Here is a 17,885-nt window from a genome sequence, read left to right as displayed (position 1 = left end):
GGTCAGGGAGCGAGCCACGCCGCAGTGTAGGCGTCGATCTCGGCGACCAGTTTCGCCTTGCCCGCGTCGTCGAGGAAGGACGCCTCGACCCCGTTCCTGGCGAGCGAGGCCAGACCCCGTTCGTCGAGGTCCAGCAGTCGTGCGGCGACCGCGTACTCGTTGTTGAGATCGGTGCCGAACATCGGCGGGTCGTCCGAGTTGACGGTGACGATCACGCCGGCGCGCATGAACTCCTTGATGGGGTGCTCCTCGAGCGTGCGGACGGCGCGCGTCGCGATGTTGGAGGTCGGGCAGACCTCCAGCGGGATGCGGTGCTCGGCGAGGTGCGCCAGCAGCTTCGGGTCCCGGGCGGAACTCGTGCCGTGGCCGATGCGCTCGGCGCGCAGTTCGTTCAGGGCGTCCCAGACCGTCTCGGGACCGGTCGTCTCTCCCGCGTGCGGCACGGAACGCAGGCCCGCCGCTATCGCCCGGTCGAAGTACGGCTTGAACTGCGGCCGGGGCACACCGATTTCGGGGCCGCCGAGCCCGAAGGAGACGAGCCCCTCTGGGCGCAGCCGGTCGTCGGTGGCGAGCCGGGCGGTCTCCTCGGCGGATTCGAGGCCGGCCTCGCCGGGGATGTCGAAGCACCAGCGCAGTACGGTCCCGAACTCGGCCTCCGCGGCCTTGCGGGCGTCCTCGATCGCGTCCATGAACGCCCGCTCGTCGATGCCGCGGCGGGTGGACGAGAAGGGGGTGATCGTCAGCTCGGCGTAGCGCACCTGCTGCCGGGCCATGTCGCGCGCGACCTCGTAGGTCAGCAGGCGTACGTCCTCGGGGGTCCGGATGAGGTCGACCACGGACAGATAGACCTCGATGAAGTGGGCGAAGTCCGTGAACGTGAAGTAGTCGACCAGGGCCTCGGGGTCGGTGGGCACCTTGGAGTCGGGGTGACGTGCGGCCAGTTCCGAGACGATGCGCGGGGAGGCAGAGCCCACGTGGTGCACGTGCAGTTCGGCCTTGGGCAGTCCGGCGATGAAGGCATGCAGATCGCGCACGGCGGGGGCGTCACGGTGGTCGGTCAAGGGGTCCTCCCCGGGAGCGGCGCCCCGGCACCCTGTTCGGGCGGGACGCGGGTGATCGGCTGATCGGTGGTTCAGGGATCATCGTAGGACGAGGGTCATGTGTGTCCGGCCCGGGCCGTAGCATGACGGCAGGTACGACGGAGGGGGGACTCACGCATGTCCGAGGACGCGCAGGCGCCGGGAACGCCTCAGCACGGCGCCATGGGGCCGGGGGCCACGCCGGGCGACGGTACGGAACGGGCGCCGGGTGCGCCCGGGGCCGAGGGCCCCGGGATACCGGGCACCCCCGCGGGCCGGGTGCCCGGGGTCGCGCTCGACAAGCCGGCCGCAGATCCGCTCCCCGCGTTCGATCCGTGGGCGCCGCCCGCCGACGACGCGCCCCGCACGGGTCTCGGCTCGCCGGTCCCGGGAGCTCCCGCCGGCCCGCAGGACCGGGTCCCCGGCGGCGCTCCGTTCCCGCACGACCAGCCCACGGTCGCCGCCCTGCCCGGCCCCGGGATGCCCGGCGCTCCGGCCCAGGGGCCCTGGGGCCATCCCTTCGCCCCGCCGGGCCCCACCGCCGCGGCCCCGGTCGGCAACCCGTTCGCGCCGCCCTCCCCGGCCCCGGTCGGCAACCCGTTCGCGCCGCCCTCCCCGGCCCCGGTCGGCAACCCGTTCGCCCCGCCCTCCCCGGCCGCCGCCGGCAACCCGTACGCGCCGCCCGTACCCGGTCAGCCCGTGCCGCCACCGCCCATCGGACCCGAAGGGCCCGGGCAGCCGACGGCCTACGCCTATCCGCAGTACCCCGCATACCCCGGCTACGGCGCACCGTACGGCCCCCAGGGCCATGTCCCCGGCTACGGCTGGCCCGGGATGCCGCTCGCGCCGAGCAATGGAATGGGCACCGCCTCGCTCGTGCTCGGGATCATCTCAGCCGTCGGGTTCTGTCTCGGTCCTGTGGCCATGTTCGTGGGCGCGCTGGCCGTGATCTTCGGAATCGTCGGCCGCCGCAAGTCGAACCGAGGTGAGGCCACGAACGGGGGCATGGCCCTGGCTGGCATCATCTGCGGAGCGGTCGGTCTTGCCATCGGTCTCGTCGTGACCGTCGCCATCTTCTTGGCCCCGGGCAGCGACGACGACCCGTGGACGAGTACGGAGGACGGCTACTCGACGTCGCTCGTGGTGCCTCGGCTGCCCTAGCGCGTCGAGCGCGTGCCGGTGTGTGACACGGCGGCACCTCATATCCCTGTGCTTGTCCGCAGCGGCAGGGCACGGAAGTGCCGCCGGCGGGGAGGGGGTGGCGGGGTGCCGTCGGGAACGCTAGGAGGCGGCCAGCCGCTCCCGCGCCGCCATCAGTGCGAACCCCAGCAGATTCGGTCCCCGCCAGCGCTCCGGGTCGGCCGCCCGCTCGTCGTCCGCCGCGATCCCTATGCCCCAGACCCGGTCCACCGGGCTCGCCTCGACCAGTACCCGGTCACCGGTGGCCAGCAGGAACGCCCGCAGTTCCTCGTGCGCGGAGAACTTGTGGACGCTGCCCTCGACCACGATCCCGAACCGCTCGCGCGCCCATATGACGTCGTCGAAGCCGCGTACCAGCCGCCCCACCTTCTTGGCCAGCGCGGGGCTCGACGCCTGAAGCACCTCGCGCTCGGCCCCCGCGTCGCCGAACAGCCGCGCCTTCGACGCCATCATCCAGTGCTCCGCCGTCGCGTACGCGACGCCGTCCACGGTGAACGGAGACGGCCACCACTGGCTGAGACAGCTCGCTCCCATCTGTCCGTCCCGGCGCGGCCGATGCCCCCAGAAGTGCAGATACTTCACCCTCGCCCCGGCCCGGACCGCCCCGACCAGGGATTCCCGGGAATCGATGCTCCCCATGCACGGGAGTGTGGCACGCACCACTGACAATCCGTCCTTCCTTTTCCAGGAGGAGTAGACAGCTGGTCGACAGATTCCGTCGCGTAACCAAAAGGCAACAACGGAATCACTTGTTGGAGTCCACTCCCTCTGTCAGGATCGGCACTCAAATCGAGCCGGAGCTACGCCGGTCCCCGCGGTGGACGCCGGCGGGGGCGAAGGAGAGCGACATGCACAACGTGGGCAACGCCGGCCACACCGACACCCCCTCCGGGGACGAGGTGGGGAAACGGTTCTCGAACGGTGCGCAGTACATCGCGGGCAGGCCGGCCAAGGGCACCTCGGGACGCAGCCACGCGATCGTCGACCCGTCGACGGGCGCCGAGGTCCACCCGTACGAACTGGCCGGCGCCGAGGACGTAGACCGCGCGGTGGCCGCCGCCCGCGCGGCCTTTCCCGGCTGGTCCACGGCCACCCCCGGTGATCGTTCCGACGCGCTGCACCGCTTCGCCGCCGTACTCGCCGAACGCGCCGAGGAGTTCGCCCGCTACGAGTCCCTCCAGTGCGGCAAACCCCTGAAGCTGACGCGGGAGTTCGACGTGCCGGGCACGATCGACAATGCCTCCTTCTTCGCGGGTGCCGCCCGGCATCTCCAGGGGCAGTCCGCGGGCGAGTACTCCGGCGACCACACCTCTTATGTGCGCCGCGAGCCCATCGGCGTCGTCGGTTCCATCGCCCCCTGGAACTACCCCCTCCAGATGGCCGCCTGGAAGATCCTCCCGGCGATCGCCGCGGGCAACACCATCGTGCTGAAGCCCGCCGAGCTCACCCCGCTCACCTCGCTGCTCTTCGCCGAGGCCGCCACCGACGCGGGGATCCCGGACGGTGTCGTCAACATCGTGACGGGGACCGGCAAGGAGGCGGGCGAGCACCTCGTCGGCCACCCCGACGTGGCGATGACCTCCTTCACCGGTTCCACGGCCGTCGGCAGGCGTGTCGCCGAGATCGCCACCTCCACGGTCAAACGCCTCCACCTGGAACTCGGCGGCAAGGCGCCGTTCGTGGTCTTCGACGACGCCGACCTGGAGGCAGCGGTCCACGGCGCGGTCGCGGGCGCGCTCATCAACACCGGCCAGGACTGCACGGCCGCCACGCGCGCGTATGTGCAGCGTCCTCTCTACGAGGAGTTCGTCCGGGGGGCCGCCGCCCTCATGGAGACCGTCAGGCTCGGCGACCCCTTCGCCCCCGGCACCGACCTCGGCCCCCTGATCTCGCACGCGCAGCGGGACCGTGTCGCAGGCTTCGTCGACCGGGCACGTGCGTACGCGCGCGTGGTGACCGGCGGTGCGGCCCCCGGCGGGGAGCTCGGGGGCGGTGCCTACTACCGGCCCACCCTCATCGCCGACGCGCGGCAGGACAGCGAGATCGTCCAGTGCGAGATCTTCGGACCCGTGCTCGTCGTCCTGCCCTTCGACGGTGACGACGAGGGGATCCGGCTCGCCAACGACACTCCGTACGGCCTGGCCGCCTCCGCCTGGAGCCGTGACGTCTACCGGGCGAACCGGGCGACCCGCGAGATCAAGGCGGGCTGTGTGTGGGTCAACGACCACATCCCGATCATCAGCGAGATGCCGCACGGCGGCTACAAGGCCTCCGGGTTCGGCAAAGACATGTCCTCGTACTCGTTCGAGGAGTACACCCAGATCAAGCATGTCATGTTCGACAACACCGCGGTCGCCAGGAAGGACTGGCACCGCACGATCTTCGGGGACCGATAGCAGAAACGGCCGCCCGACCCCCCGGCCGTACACCTCCCGAAAGGGCACCACGCGCATGGAGCAGAACGAGCCCGACCGCCTGACCCCGGCCCAAGTGGCCGCCATGCGGCGCAGCTTCCGCAACGGCAGGGCCTCCCTCACCCGTCGTTCGCTGCTGCGCGCCTCCGCGGGCGGCGCGCTCGCGGTGGGCGGCCTCGGGGCGCTGAGCGCCTGCGGGATTCCCGCGGCCGGCAAGACACAGGGCGGCACCTCCGCCGAGGACCACTCCTCCAAGGAGAAGGTGGTCAACTTCTCCAACTGGCCCGAGTACATCGATGTCGACGACAGCGGGAAGCACCACCCGACGCTCGAGGCGTTCGGCAGGAGGACCGGCATCACGGTCAAGTACACCGAGGACATCAACGACAACAACGAGTTCTTCGGCAAGATCAAGCCGCAGCTCGCCGCCGGCCAGGACACCGGCCGGGATCTGATCGTCCTCACCGACTGGCTGGCCGCCCGGGTGATCCGGCTGGGCTGGGTGCAGAAGCTGGACCCGGCGAACCTCCCGCACGCCTTCGCCAACCTGTCGGGCCAGTTCCGCAGCCCCGACTGGGACCCCGGACGCGCCTACTCCTACCCCTGGCAGGGCATATCGACCGTCATCGCATACAACAAGAAGGCGCTCGACGGCGTCGAGGTGAAGTCGGTCTCCGACCTTCTCGACAACCCCAAGCTCAAGGGCCGCGTGGGTTTTCTGTCGGAGATGCGCGACAGCATCGGCATGACCCTGCTCGACATGGGCAAGGACCCGGCGAAGTTCACCGACGACGACTTCGACGCGGTGATCGCCCGTCTGCAGAAGGCCGTCGACAAGGGGCAGATCCGCCGCTTCACCGGCAACGACTACACGTCCGACCTCACCAAGGGCGACCTGGCCGCCTGTGTGGCCTGGGGCGGTGACATCGTCCAGCTCCAGGCGGACAGCCCGGACGTCGCCTACATCATCCCGGACAGCGGCTACATGACCTCGACGGACAACATGCTGGTCCCGAACAAGGCCCGTCACAAAGCGAACGCGGAACGGCTCATCGACTTCTACTACGAGCCCGACCAGGCCGCCGCGCTCGCCGGCTACGTCAACTACGTCAGCCCCGTCGACGGTGTGAAGCCCTACCTCGAGAAGATCGACAAGGACGCGGCGAACAATCCGCTGATCCTTCCCGACAAGGCCATGGCCGCGAAGTCCCACGCCTTCCGCTCGCTGACGCAGAAGGAAGAGACGGCCTACGAAGAGAAGTTCGCGAAGCTGACAGGGGCGTGACGAAGATGACGACGGACAACAGCGGCGATGTCCGCCTCTCCGGCATCGGCAAGACCTACGGCTCCTTCACCGCCGTGCACCCGCTCGACCTGACCGTGCCGCAGGGCTCCTTCTTCGCCCTGCTCGGCGCGTCCGGCTGCGGCAAGACCACCACCCTGCGCATGATCGCCGGTCTGGAGGAGCCTTCCTCCGGGACGGTCCACCTCGGCGACCAGGACGTCACCCGTCTGCCCCCGTACAAGCGGCCGGTGAACACCGTCTTCCAGTCCTACGCCCTCTTCCCGCACCTCGACATCTTCGAGAACGTCGCCTTCGGTCTGCGCCGTCGCGGCATCAAGTCGGTGAAGAAGCAGGTCGAGGACATGCTGGACCTGGTGCAGCTGGGCGAGCAGGCGCGCAAGAAGCCGCACCAGCTCTCCGGTGGCCAGCAGCAGCGCGTCGCGGTGGCCCGCGCACTGATCAACCACCCGAAGGTGCTGCTCCTCGACGAGCCGCTCGGTGCCCTCGACCTCAAGCTGAGGCGCCAGATGCAGCTGGAGCTCAAGCGCATCCAGACCGAGGTGGGCATCACCTTCATCCATGTCACGCACGACCAGGAGGAGGCCATGACGATGGCCGACACCGTCGCCGTGATGAACGCGGGCCGCGTCGAACAGCTCGGCTCGCCCACCGATCTGTACGAGAACCCGCAGACCACCTTCGTCGCCAACTTCCTCGGCACCTCCAACCTGATCGAGGCCGAGGTGGACTCCAGGAGCGGCGACCGGATCAGCCTGAAGGCGGGCGGAGGCAAGCTCACCCTGCCCGAGGCACGATGTTCCGCGTCGGCGACGGCGGGCGGAAAGATACTGGTCGGCGTACGGCCGGAGAAGATATCCCTCACCCATGCCGACGACGCGGGCGACATCCCCGAGGGCCGCAACCGCATCTCGGGACGCATCGCCGACTCCAGCTTCATCGGGGTGTCCACCCAGTACGTCGTCGACAGCCCGGTCTGCCCGGAGTTCGAGGTCTACGCCCAGAACATCGACCGCGACCCGCGGCTGGTGCCCGGCGCCGAGGTCGTCCTGCACTGGAATCCCGCGCACACCTTCGGACTGGACGCCGCCCAGGACATCGACGCGGGTGTGGAGACGGTACAGCCCGAGGAAGGGGTGGCCGCCTGATGGCCGCCGTCACCGAGGCGCCCGCGCCACCGGCGCCCACCACGCCCGCGACGAAGCCCCCGCGCAGGCGGGGCCGCTTCACGCCGTACTGGCTGCTGCTGCCCGGCATCCTGTGGCTGCTGGTCTTCTTCGCGCTGCCGATGATCTATCAGGGCTCCACGTCCGTGCAGACCGGTTCCCTGGAGCAGGGCTACAAGGTCACCTGGCACTTCGCGACCTACTGGGACGCGCTGTCGACGTACTGGCCGCAGTTCCTGCGCTCGGTCCTGTACGCGGCCGCAGCGACGCTGCTGTGCCTGGTCCTCGGCTACCCGCTCGCGTACCTCATCGCGTTCCGTGCCGGCCGCTGGCGGAACCTGGTGATGATCCTGGTCATCGCGCCGTTCTTCACGAGCTTCCTGATCCGTACGCTCGCCTGGAAGACGATCCTCGCGGACAACGGTCCGGTCGTCGGCGCCCTCAACACGCTGCACGTGCTGGACGTCACCAACTGGCTCGGCTGGACCGCGGGGGACCGGGTGCTCGCCACCCCGCTTGCGGTGGTCTGCGGTCTGACGTACAACTTCCTGCCGTTCATGATCCTGCCGCTGTACACCTCGCTCGAGCGCATCGACGGCCGCCTCCACGAGGCGGCCGGGGACCTGTACGCCACCCCGTTCACGACCTTCCGGAAGGTCACCTTCCCGCTGTCGATGCCGGGCGTGGTCTCCGGTACGCTGCTGACCTTCATCCCGGCCGCGGGCGACTACGTCAACGCCGACCTGCTGGGCTCCACCGACACCCGGATGGTCGGCAACGTCATACAGACACAGTTCCTGCGGATCCTCGACTATCCGACGGCGGCGGCTCTCTCGTTCATCCTCATGGCCGCGATCCTCGCCATGGTCACGTTCTACATCCGCAGGTCCGGCACGGAGGATCTGGTCTAAATGGGATTCGTCAACTGGTTCAAGCGCCATCTCGTCGTCCTCGCCGGACTGGTGACCCTCGGATATCTTCTGCTGCCGAACATCGTCGTGACGGTGTTCTCCTTCAACAAACCGAAGGGGCGCTTCAATTACGAATGGCAGCAGTTCTCGCTGGACGCGTGGAAGGACCCGTGCGGTGTCGCCGACATGTGCGGCTCGCTGTCGGTCAGCCTTCAGATCGCCGTCTGGGCCACGATCGGGGCCACGGTCCTCGGCACGATGATCGCCTTCGCGCTGGTCCGCTACCGCTTCCGGGCGCGCGGCGCGGTGAACTCGCTGATCTTCCTGCCGATGGCGATGCCCGAGGTGGTCATGGCCGCCTCGCTGCTGACCCTGTTCCTCAACATGGGCGCCCAGCTGGGTTTCTGGACGATCCTCATCGCCCACATCATGTTCTGCCTCAGCTTTGTCGTGACCGCGGTCAAGGCACGTGTCATGTCGATGGACCCTAGGCTGGAACAGGCCGCGCAGGACCTGTACGCGGGCCCGCTGCAGACCTTCCTTCGGGTCACCCTGCCGATCGCGGCACCCGGAATCGCCGCGGGCGCGCTGCTCGCCTTCGCGCTCTCCTTCGACGATTTCATCATCACGAACTTCAACGCGGGCTCGACCGTCACCTTCCCCATGTTCGTCTGGGGCTCGGCGCAGCGCGGTACGCCCGTCCAGATCAATGTCATCGGCACGACCATGTTCGTCCTCGCCGTTCTGTTCGTCCTTCTCTCCATGGCCGTGGGCAACCGCCGGAACCGCCGGAAGGCGTAGTGCATCTGTAGGGAGTTGACATCATGGCCCCGAGCGCCATGACCCGTTGGACCACATCTCTTTCCGAAGCCCAGCCGGTCCCGTACTGGCTGGACGACCCGGGCAGGCCCCACCCCGAACCCGCTCTCACCGGCGCCGAGACCTGCGATCTGCTGGTCGTCGGCGGCGGCTACAGCGGACTGTGGACCGCGCTCATCGCCAAGGAGCGCGATCCGCTGCGGGACGTCGTACTGCTCGAGGGCCGCGAGGCGGGCTGGGCCGCCTCGGGCCGCAACGGCGGGTTCTGCGCCGCCTCCCTCACACACGGCCTGGCCAACGGGGTCGCCCGCTGGCCGGACGAGATCCACAAGTTGCAGGAGCTGGGCGCCCGCAATCTCGACGAGATCGAGAAGGCGGTCGCCCGCCACTCGCTGGACTGCGACTTCGAGCGCACCGGCGAGATCGACGTGGCGACCGAGACGTACCAGGCCTTCGAACTCCGTGACTGGTACGAGGAGACGGTGCGCCGGGGGCTTGCCGAGGACACCGAGTTCCTGGACGCGGAGGCGGTGCGGGAGCAGGTCGACTCGCCGACCTTCGTCGCCGGTCTGTACGACCGCCGGGGCGTCGCCTTGGTCCACCCGGCCAAGCTGGCCTGGGGGCTCAAACGAGCCTGCCTCCGGCTGGGCGTCAGGATCTACGAGCACACACCCGCGCTCACACTGAAGCCGTACGGGGCCGGCATGGCCGTGCGCACCCCCTACGGCCGGGTGCGCGCCCGCCGCGTCGCACTCGGCACCAACATCTTCCCGAACCTGGTCAAGCGGGTCCGCTCCTATACGGTGCCGGTCTACGACTACGCGCTGATGACCGAGCCGCTGAGCCCCGACCGGTTGGCGTCCATCGGCTGGAGCAGGCGCCAGGGCCTCGGGGACTCGGCCAATCAGTTCCACTACTTCCGGCTCTCCGCCGACAACCGCATCCTGTGGGGCGGCTACGACGCGATCTACTCGTACGGCGGCCGGGTGCGAGCGGAGTACGACGACCGCCCGGAGACGTACGCGAAGCTCGCCGAGCACTTCTTCGGCTGCTTCCCGCAGTTGGAGAGAGTCCGCTTCACGCACGCGTGGGGCGGCGCGATCGACACCTGCTCGCGCTTCTCGGCGTTCTTCGGGACGGCGTACCGGGAGAGGGTGGCGTACGCGGCCGGCTACACGGGCCTCGGTGTCGGGGCCACCCGCTTCGGCGCCGAGGTGATGCTCGATCTGCTGGCGGGGGAGCGCACGGAGCGGACCGAGCTGGAGATGGTCCGCAAGAAGCCCCTGCCGTTCCCGCCGGAGCCCTTCGCCTGGACGGGCATCGCACTGACCAAGTGGTCCCTGGCCCGTGCCGACGCGCACGGCGGCCGGCGCAACCTCTGGCTGAAGACGATGGACCGGCTGGGTCTGGGCTTCGACAGCTGACCAGGACCGCGGCCGGGGACCCGCCGGAGCTCACGGCGGGTCCCCGGCCGCGTCCGCCACCGGCGGAGGTCTTGACAACCGGATTGGTCTGGACCAAGTTGGGCGCGCTCCACCCTCCAATTCCCCCATGCCCGGAGGCACTTGTGGATCGCACCAGACCCTTCGTCCGGCGACGGCTGCTGGCCGTGTGCACGGCAACGGCCCTGGCCCTGCCCGGCCTGGCCGCGCTCGCTCCGGCCGCCCGCGCGGCCGACGTGGACCTCGCGCGCAACGGCGGTTTCGAGTCCGGCCTCGACGGCTGGAGCTGCACCGCCGGCGCCATCGTCGGTTCCCCGGTGCACAGCGGAACCTCGGCACTGCAGGCGACCCCGGCCGGCAGCGACAACGCCCAGTGCAGCCAGACGGTGACGGTACAGCCGAACGCGCAGTACACACTCGGCGGTCAGGTCCGCGGCAGCTACGTGTACCTGGGCGCGAGCGGCACCGGCACCACCGACGTGTCCACTTGGACCCAGTCGGCGACCGACTGGCAGCAGCTCACGACGACCTTCCGCACCGGCCCCTCGACCACCAAGGTCACGATCTACACGCACGGCTGGTACGGCACGGGCGCCTACTACGCCGACGACATCTCGCTGGTCGGACCGGGCGCGGTCGCCGGCCAGCCGCCCGCCGCGCCGTCCGGACTGAGGACCGGCGCCGTCACCTCCTCCAGCGTCGCCCTGTCCTGGTCGGCGGTCACGGGCGCCACGAGCTATGCCGTCTACCGGGACGGCGCGAGGGTCCAGACGGTCGCCGGCACATCGGCCACCGTGACCGGCCTGGCGTCCGCCACGGCGTACGGCTTCCAGGTGGCGGCCGTCAACGACGCGGGGGAGTCCGCGAAATCGGCGACGGTGACCGCGACGACCGCCGCGGGATCGGGGGGCTCCGTCGGCCTCCCGGCACACGCCCTGGTCGGCTACCTCCACGCGAGCTTCGCCAACGGCTCCGGGTACACGCGTCTTGCGGACGTCCCCGACAGCTGGGACGTCATCGACCTCGCCTTCGGTGAACCCACCTCCGTCACCTCGGGCGACATCCGGTTCACCCGGTGCCCGGTCACCGAGTGCGCCGGCGTGGAGAGCGACGCCGAGTTCAAGGCGGCCGTCAAGGCCAAGCAGGCGGCCGGCAAGAAGGTGCTGATATCGATCGGCGGCCAGAACGGCCAGGTGCAGCTGACGACCACGGCGGCCCGGGACGCCTTCGTCTCCTCGGTCTCGAAGATCATCGACACCTACGGCCTCGACGGCCTGGACATCGACTTCGAGGGCCACTCGCTGTCCCTGAACGCGAACGACACGGATTTCAGGAACCCGACGACCCCGGTGATCGTCAACCTGATCTCGGCCCTGAAGACCCTGAAGGCCAGATACGGCTCCGGGTTCGTGCTGACGATGGCCCCGGAGACGTTCTTCGTGCAGATGGGCTACCAGTACTACGGCACGGGCAAGTGGGGCGGTCAGGATCCCCGGTGCGGGGCGTATCTCCCGGTGATCCACGCCCTGCGCGACGATCTCACGCTGCTCCACGTCCAGGACTACAACTCCGGCCCGATCATGGGCCTCGACAACCAGTACCACTCCATGGGCGGGGCGGACTTCCACATCGCGATGACGGACATGCTCCTCACCGGCTTCCCGGTGGCGGGTGACGCGAACAACGTCTTCCCGCCGCTGCGGCCCGACCAGGTGGCGATAGGCATGCCGGCGTCGACCAACGCGGGCAACGGCTACGTGGCCCCGTCGGAGGTCACGAAGACCCTCGACTGCCTGACCAGAAAGGCGAACTGCGGTTCGTACACCACCCACGGAACCTGGCCCGGCCTGCGCGGCCTGATGACGTGGTCGATCAACTGGGACCGGTTCGGGAGCTGGGAGTTCCAGCGGACGTTCGACGGCTACTTCGGCTGAGGCAGAGCCACAGCGAGTACAGCAGCATCGCGCACAGGCACCAACTGCCCAGCACGTCCAGGGGCCAGTGGTAACCGCTGCGGACCAGCCCGAAGGCGACGCCCGCGTTCAGGGTGAGCCAGACGGCGAGGAGCTGGAGGCGGGCCTGGGGCGTGTGCAGCCAGGGCGACAGGACCAGGGCCGCCGCGCCGTAGGCGATCATCGCGGTGGCCGTGTGCCCCGAAGGGTAGAAGCCCGTGACCGGGCCCATGAGCGGTGGGCCCGGCCGGGCGAACAGCGTCTTCAAGGCGAGGATCAGCACGGGATAGGCAGCCGTCAGCCCGGCCGCGGCGGCGGGCGGCAGCCACCACCGCTGCGCACCGGCGTCCCGGCCCCGCTGGGCGACCCAGGTCAGCACGATGACCAGCAGCGGAACGGCGATGGTGGCACTGCCCAGGTCGGCGAGGAGTTCCGAGATCCGGCTCGGACGGACCAGGGCCCTGCCCAGCCGTTCGTCCACCCGCACCAGCGGCCCGCGGACGGCGACCTGCCAGGAGAGCAGGAGGAAGAGGGGTCCCAGCAGGCCCAGAACGCGAGCAGGCCGCCCCGGGAGCGGTGGCATTCCACCGTGCACCGCAGGCGGGTCCTCCAGCTCTGGCTCCGGGATGCGCGACACGCTGTACAGCTTCGCAGGCAGTGCGGCCGGCAGTACCCGCGGGTGCCCGCGCGTGGCGAACGCGGCATCCCTGAGCGGTACGTCGACACCCGCCGCGCGGCCCAACGCGGGGCGTCCTGCCGGGCCGGCGGCAGGAGAGCGGAACCGGCCGGATTCGAACCGGCGTCCTCGCGATCTTGGATACCGCGCGCGACGACCTCTGCACTATGGCTCCGCCCGGCCGACAGGGTGGCCGTGGGCCTGACGGCACGGCGTCCGATTCATGCCGGGGCGGTGCGTGCGGGCCGTCACCCCGGCGCGGACCCGGTCCTCACGTCGACGGCACGGCAGTGGGGGCACACGAGTCGAGCGTTGCGGCCGTATCGGCAGGTCAGTCCCTGGCAGCGGGTGCACGGGCCGATCTGTTCCGGGGAGCAGCCCAGCACGAGCGCGGCGGACACCCGGTCCGTCGTGGGGTCGATGCGTCTGGGCGCCTCGTCCATATGTCCGAATATAGCGAGTATGCCGGCTTCGGTGGATCCGACCCGCCGTGCACCGAACGTCGTACGGCACCCGGCCTGTCGGACGGCCGGGTGGAGTGAGGTCCCCGGCGTGCGATCCGTGCGAGGAGGTGCGCCGGGCGCCGGCATGCCCCCGTGGGCCCGGCCCGAGCCGCGAGCGGGTCCGGACGCGCTGAAGGGCCGGCACAAGGGGGGGTGTGTGCCGGCCCTTCAGGTGGACAGCTCTCCCGTCCACGTCCCCTGACCTGCTTGCGCGGGTGCGACGGGGGTGGTTCCGAGGCGGCCGTCCGGATCGGGGTGCCGCCCGCCCCGGGGGGTTTGGGGCGTGCGGCCGTCCGATCGGTGAGGAGATCCAGAGCCGAAAGCTCCGGGTTTGTGCGCGAGGGCACGACCAGGTCGAAGCTGGGGAGGCCTCGGCCCGATGTCACCCACAGTCCCCTGTGGGTGGGGTGTTTCTCTCATCTGGGTAGAACCTACGGCAGGGAAAACGGCTCCGACAGCCGGAAAGGCGTCTTGCCATCCACCTCGCACACGTTCTTCACACCCTCTGACCTCCGCGGCCCCAGCGGCGGCGACGCGGGCGGGCTCAGATGCGCGCGAAGGCCTGCTCGATGATGTCGAGACCCTCGTTGAGCAGGTCCTGGCCGATGACGAGCGGCGGCAGGAAGCGCAGCACGTTGCCGTAGGTGCCGCAGGTCAGGACGAGTAGGCCCTCCTGGTGGCAGGCCTTGGCCAGCGCACCGGTGGCCTCCGGGTTCGGTTCCTTGGTGGCGCGATCCTTGACCAGCTCGATCGCGATCATCGCGCCGCGGCCGCGGACGTCGCCGATGATGTCGAACTTCTCGGCCATCGCCGTGAGGCGGGCCTTCATGGTCTCCTCGATGTCCTTCGCCCGGGCGTTGAGGTCGAACTCCTTCATGGTCTCGATCGCGCCGAGCGCACCTGCGCAGGCGACCGGGTTGCCGCCGTAGGTGCCGCCGAGGCCGCCCGAGTGCGCGGCGTCCATGATCTCGGCGCGACCGGTCACGGCGGCGAGCGGCAGACCGCCCGCGATGCCCTTGGCGGTGGTGATCAGGTCCGGGACGATTCCCTCGTCCTCGCACGCGAACCATTGGCCGGTGCGGCAGAAGCCGGACTGGATCTCGTCGGCGACGAAGACGATGCCGTTGTCCGTGGCGAACTTGCGCAGAGCGGGCAGGAAACCCTTCGCGGGCTCGATGAAGCCGCCCTCACCGAGCACCGGCTCGATGATGATCGCGGCCACGTTGTCCGCGCCGACCTGCTTGGTGATCTGGTCGATGGCCTGTGCGGCGGCCTCGGGGCCGCAGTTGTCCGGACCGGTGGGCCAGCGGTACGCGTACGCCAACGGCATGCGGTAGACCTCGGGCGCGAATGGGCCGAAGCCGTGCTTGTACGGCATGTTCTTGGACGTCAGCGCCATCGTCAGGTTGGTCCGGCCGTGGTAGCCGTGGTCGAAGACGACGACCGCCTGGCGCTTGGTGTAGGCGCGGGCGATCTTGACCGCGTTCTCGACGGCCTCGGCGCCCGAGTTGAACAGCGCGGACTTCTTGGCGTGGTCACCCGGCGTGAGCTCGGCCAGCGCCTCGGCGACGGCGACGTAGCCCTCGTACGGCGTGACCATGAAACAGGTGTGGGTGAAGTCCTGGAGCTGCGCGGAGGCGCGGCGTACCACGGCCTCGGCGGAGGCGCCCACGGACGTCACCGCGATGCCGGAGCCGAAGTCGATCAGACGGTTGCCGTCGACGTCCTCGATGATCCCGCCGCCCGCGCGCGTGGTGAAGACCGGCAGCACGGAGCCCACGCCCTGCGCGACCGCGGCGGTACGGCGGGCCTGCAGCTCCTGCGACTTCGGGCCGGGGATGGCGGTGACGACGCGACGCTCCTGCGGAAGTGCGGTCATGGGGGCTCCCTGATGATCGTGCGAACCGGCCCGGGGACTCGGCGCACCCGCGCTGCGGCGGGCCGGGTGCTCCGGGCGGGGGTGCTTTTCGGACGCTTACCTTCTTTTCTCGCAGGCTAAGGCGGGCAATGGAAGGTGGGCATGCTCCATGTGGGCGCCTTGGCCGCCTCCGCTTGTCCGTGGTGGACATAGCGTGCGGGGGCGCGCCCTCGCGGTCCCGGCCGCATATGCGGCGAACTCCCTTGGCGGGGGCGCTAGATTGACTCGCGGACGGTGCACGGAGCGGCTGGTCAGGGGGCAAGGCGATGGACAGCGACGGGACGCAGGACGCACGGGTCGCACGGGCCGGTTCCGTGCCGCGTCCGGCGGGACCGCCCCAGGTGCCGCCCCGGCCGGCGCACGCCCCCGGGACGCCACCGCCCCCGGACGGTCCCGCGTTCCTGGCCTGGGTGCGAACGCCACGGCCGCAGGCGGCGCCCGGCGTGTGGCGCTTCGGCCACCGGCCGCGGCCCGAACAGGAGCCCGAGCGGACGCCGACCCGGCAGCTGCTCAGCGGAGCGCTCATCGCCTTCCTGGTGGGCTGGCTGATCTGGTCGCTGCTGTGGAACGGCTACCTCGGCGGCTGGTGGGTCGTCCCCCTCGAGCTGTTCACCCCCGACTCCTGGCGCCACAGCGGCGACCGCGTCGGGAACGCCTTCCTCTGGTACGGCTACTACACGCTCATCGCCCTCGCGATCATGATCACCGTCGGCAAGCTGGGCCGCTGGGGTGAGGTCTGGCGGCGGTTCGGGCCGCCCGCGTGGCGCGCCGCCGCGCCGCCCGTGCACGAGCGGCCCCCGGCACCCGAGGAGGACCCCGCGCAGTGGAACCAGCTGCGCGCCGCGGGGGCGCAGGACGCGGCCGACCGGCTCGCCGCCGACGCCCGTGCGGGACGTATGCGCGATGTCGACCACGCCCGTATCGCGCGCGCCTGGCAGGGCGTGCACAGCGGCCGGCACGGTCTCGCCGCCTTCACCGGCGCGGTCCTCAAGGACGGCGCGGCCGCCTGTCTGCACCCCTCCGGGGAGCGCGACCTGCCGGCCCGGATCGCGCTGCACGATCTGATCACCGGACAGGTGCGGCTCGGGTCCACCGTCGACGATCCCCGCAACCCCTACGCCTACCGCGGGTCCGGGCTCGCCCTCGGCCCCGATCTGCTGGGCACCTCCCTGGTCGCGGTGGGGCCCGCGGGTTCCGGCAAGACCGGCTCGGTGGTCCGGCCCCTCGCGGAGTCGCTGTGTCTGCAGGCGCTGGCCGGACGGGCCGCCGTGGTCGTCGTCGGCGCGGCGGGTGCGGGTCTGGGACCCGCGGACGCCTATGACGTCGTCGTCCGCATCGGCCATCCCGAATCCGTCTACGACCTCGATCTGTACGGCGGGACCACCGACCCGGACGAGGCGGCGGCGGTTCTGGCCGAGGCGCTCGTGGGCGACCTCGCCGACCCCCATCCCGGCGGGGACAGCCGCCGCTCCACGACCGTGCTGGCCCAGCTCCTCGGCCCGTTCCGGGCCGTGCACGGCCGATTCCCGTCCGTGCCGGAACTGAGGCAGCTCCTGGACGGCGCGTCCGATCCGCTCGCCGCGCTGCGCAAGGCCCTGCAGGACACCGGGCGGGACTCGCTGCTGCGGGAACTGGACGCGCGCGAACGGCAGGCGGCACACCCGGGCGATGTGGGAAGTGTCCTCGCCGACCGGGTCGCACTGCTCGACCGGCCCGCCTTCGCCCCGTTCTTCGACACCTCCGGGCAGTCCCGGCCGTTCTCGCTGCGGGCCCTGGACCACCCGGTGCGCGTCCGGATCGACCTTCCCGAGCGCGGCCACGCGGATGCCTCCCGAATCCTCGCGCGACTGGTGCTCGCCCAGTTCACGGCCAGTGTCGCGACGCGCGAGGACCGGTCCCTCTTCGCGTGCCTGGTGCTCGACGACGCGACGGGCGTGGTGACCCCCGAGTCCGTCCGGGGCATCCAGCGGCTGCGCTCCGCGAACGCCGGAGCCGTGCTCACCCTGCGCACCCTCGACGACGTGCCCCGGCCCCTGCGCGGCCCGCTCCTCGGCGCGACCGGCTGCCGGATGGCCCTGTCCGGGCTCACCCCCTGGGACGGGCAGGACTTCGCCGAGGTGTGGGGCAAGGAGTGGATCGAGGCGCGGGACGTCACCGACCGGCAGATCATCGCCGAGACCCCGGCGGGCAAGGCGCTGCACGCGCTGCGCCGCGTGATCACCGGACGTGCGCCGACCGCCCGCGCGGTGACCGTCCGCCAGGTCGAACGCGAACGGTGGTCCGCCTCCGAACTGGCGCATGCGGTCCCACCCGGGCACGCCGTGCTCTCGCTGACGAATGTGAAGGGTGAGCACGCGCCCCCGCTGCTGGTGGACCTGCGGGGCTGAGTGCGGCGGTCGGATGTCCGGGCTTCGGGGCACATGGCGACCGTACGGTGAGGCAGAATCGGCATAGGCCGTTCATACGTGGCGGCCAAAGGATCACAAAGATCACGGAATCCGT

General features: G+C 70.5%; 14 protein-coding genes and 1 tRNA gene. 9 read left to right on the top strand and 6 right to left on the bottom strand.

From position 1 onward, the window contains the following. Positions 1-2 precede the first annotated feature (2 nt). Complete coding sequence (locus ADL25_RS19430; protein ID WP_059129031.1) at positions 3-1,061, bottom strand: adenosine deaminase; 1,059 nt, start codon at positions 1,059-1,061, stop codon at positions 3-5. Positions 1,062-1,217: 156 nt separating this feature from the next. Between ADL25_RS19430 and ADL25_RS51565 the strand changes: the two genes are divergently transcribed. Beyond that, a complete protein-coding gene (locus tag ADL25_RS51565; protein WP_063805681.1) occupies positions 1,218-2,240 on the top strand; it encodes a DUF4190 domain-containing protein in 1,023 nt (340 codons plus the stop codon). Between the two features lie 120 nt (positions 2,241-2,360). Here the strand turns inward: ADL25_RS51565 and ADL25_RS19420 are convergent, their stop codons facing one another. Further along, positions 2,361-2,918, bottom strand: a complete 558-nt coding sequence (locus tag ADL25_RS19420) for an NADAR family protein (RefSeq protein WP_059129030.1) — start codon at positions 2,916-2,918, stop codon at positions 2,361-2,363. Between the two features lie 209 nt (positions 2,919-3,127). Between ADL25_RS19420 and ADL25_RS19415 the strand changes: the two genes are divergently transcribed. The 7 genes from ADL25_RS19415 to ADL25_RS19385 all read left to right on the top strand — a co-directional run bounded on the left by ADL25_RS19415 (position 3,128) and on the right by ADL25_RS19385 (position 12,268). Further along, positions 3,128-4,675, top strand: coding sequence for a gamma-aminobutyraldehyde dehydrogenase (locus tag ADL25_RS19415; protein WP_059129029.1), 1,548 nt, complete (start codon positions 3,128-3,130; stop codon positions 4,673-4,675). A 55-nt stretch (positions 4,676-4,730) separates the two neighbouring features. Continuing rightward, a complete protein-coding gene (locus tag ADL25_RS19410; protein ID WP_059129028.1) occupies positions 4,731-5,978 on the top strand; it encodes a polyamine ABC transporter substrate-binding protein in 1,248 nt (415 codons plus the stop codon). 5 nt (positions 5,979-5,983) lie between these two features. Next, positions 5,984-7,144, top strand: a complete 1,161-nt coding sequence (locus ADL25_RS19405; RefSeq protein ID WP_059129092.1) for an ABC transporter ATP-binding protein — start codon at positions 5,984-5,986, stop codon at positions 7,142-7,144. Then, positions 7,144-8,073: an ABC transporter permease gene (locus ADL25_RS19400; protein WP_059129027.1), complete on the top strand. Its 930-nt coding sequence runs from the start codon at positions 7,144-7,146 to the stop codon at positions 8,071-8,073. Before ADL25_RS19405 ends, ADL25_RS19400 begins: the two co-directional genes overlap by 1 nt. Further along, positions 8,074-8,874 carry an ABC transporter permease gene (locus ADL25_RS19395; RefSeq protein WP_059129026.1) on the top strand — a complete coding sequence of 267 codons (801 nt, stop codon included), beginning with the start codon at positions 8,074-8,076 and terminating at the stop codon, positions 8,872-8,874. 23 nt (positions 8,875-8,897) lie between these two features. Further along, entirely contained in the window at positions 8,898-10,316 is a 1,419-nt protein-coding gene (locus ADL25_RS19390) for an NAD(P)/FAD-dependent oxidoreductase (RefSeq protein ID WP_059129025.1), read from the top strand. A gap of 143 nt (positions 10,317-10,459) precedes the next feature. Continuing rightward, entirely contained in the window at positions 10,460-12,268 is a 1,809-nt protein-coding gene (locus ADL25_RS19385) for a chitinase (RefSeq protein ID WP_059129024.1), read from the top strand. On the opposite strand, the gene ADL25_RS19380 is transcribed toward ADL25_RS19385, so the two are convergent. The 4 genes from ADL25_RS19380 to gabT all read right to left on the bottom strand — a co-directional run bounded on the left by ADL25_RS19380 (position 12,207) and on the right by gabT (position 15,344). Further along, entirely contained in the window at positions 12,207-12,923 is a 717-nt protein-coding gene (locus ADL25_RS19380) for a phosphatase PAP2 family protein (RefSeq protein WP_234380968.1), read from the bottom strand. The two genes, ADL25_RS19385 and ADL25_RS19380, sit on opposite strands and share 62 nt — an antisense overlap. 139 nt (positions 12,924-13,062) lie before the next feature. Continuing rightward, a tRNA-Trp gene (locus ADL25_RS49035) sits at positions 13,063-13,137 on the bottom strand. Between the two features lie 73 nt (positions 13,138-13,210). Then, positions 13,211-13,405 carry a hypothetical protein gene (locus tag ADL25_RS19375; RefSeq protein WP_059129023.1) on the bottom strand — a complete coding sequence of 65 codons (195 nt, stop codon included), beginning with the start codon at positions 13,403-13,405 and terminating at the stop codon, positions 13,211-13,213. Between the two features lie 604 nt (positions 13,406-14,009). Further along, on the bottom strand, positions 14,010-15,344 hold the full coding sequence (gabT, locus tag ADL25_RS19370) for a 4-aminobutyrate--2-oxoglutarate transaminase (protein ID WP_059129022.1): 1,335 nt from the start codon (positions 15,342-15,344) through the stop codon (positions 14,010-14,012). Between the two features lie 305 nt (positions 15,345-15,649). On the opposite strand from gabT, the gene ADL25_RS19365 reads away from it, so the two are divergent. Beyond that, positions 15,650-17,770 carry a hypothetical protein gene (locus tag ADL25_RS19365; RefSeq protein WP_059129021.1) on the top strand — a complete coding sequence of 707 codons (2,121 nt, stop codon included), beginning with the start codon at positions 15,650-15,652 and terminating at the stop codon, positions 17,768-17,770. The last annotated feature ends 115 nt before the right edge of the window (positions 17,771-17,885 follow it).

Source organism: Streptomyces sp. NRRL F-5122, from assembly GCF_001507435.1.
In the GTDB taxonomy this organism is placed as follows: domain Bacteria; phylum Actinomycetota; class Actinomycetes; order Streptomycetales; family Streptomycetaceae; genus Streptomyces; species Streptomyces lannensis.
Note: the sequence above shows the minus strand (reverse complement) of the source record. Positions and strands in the feature narration are given on the sequence as shown.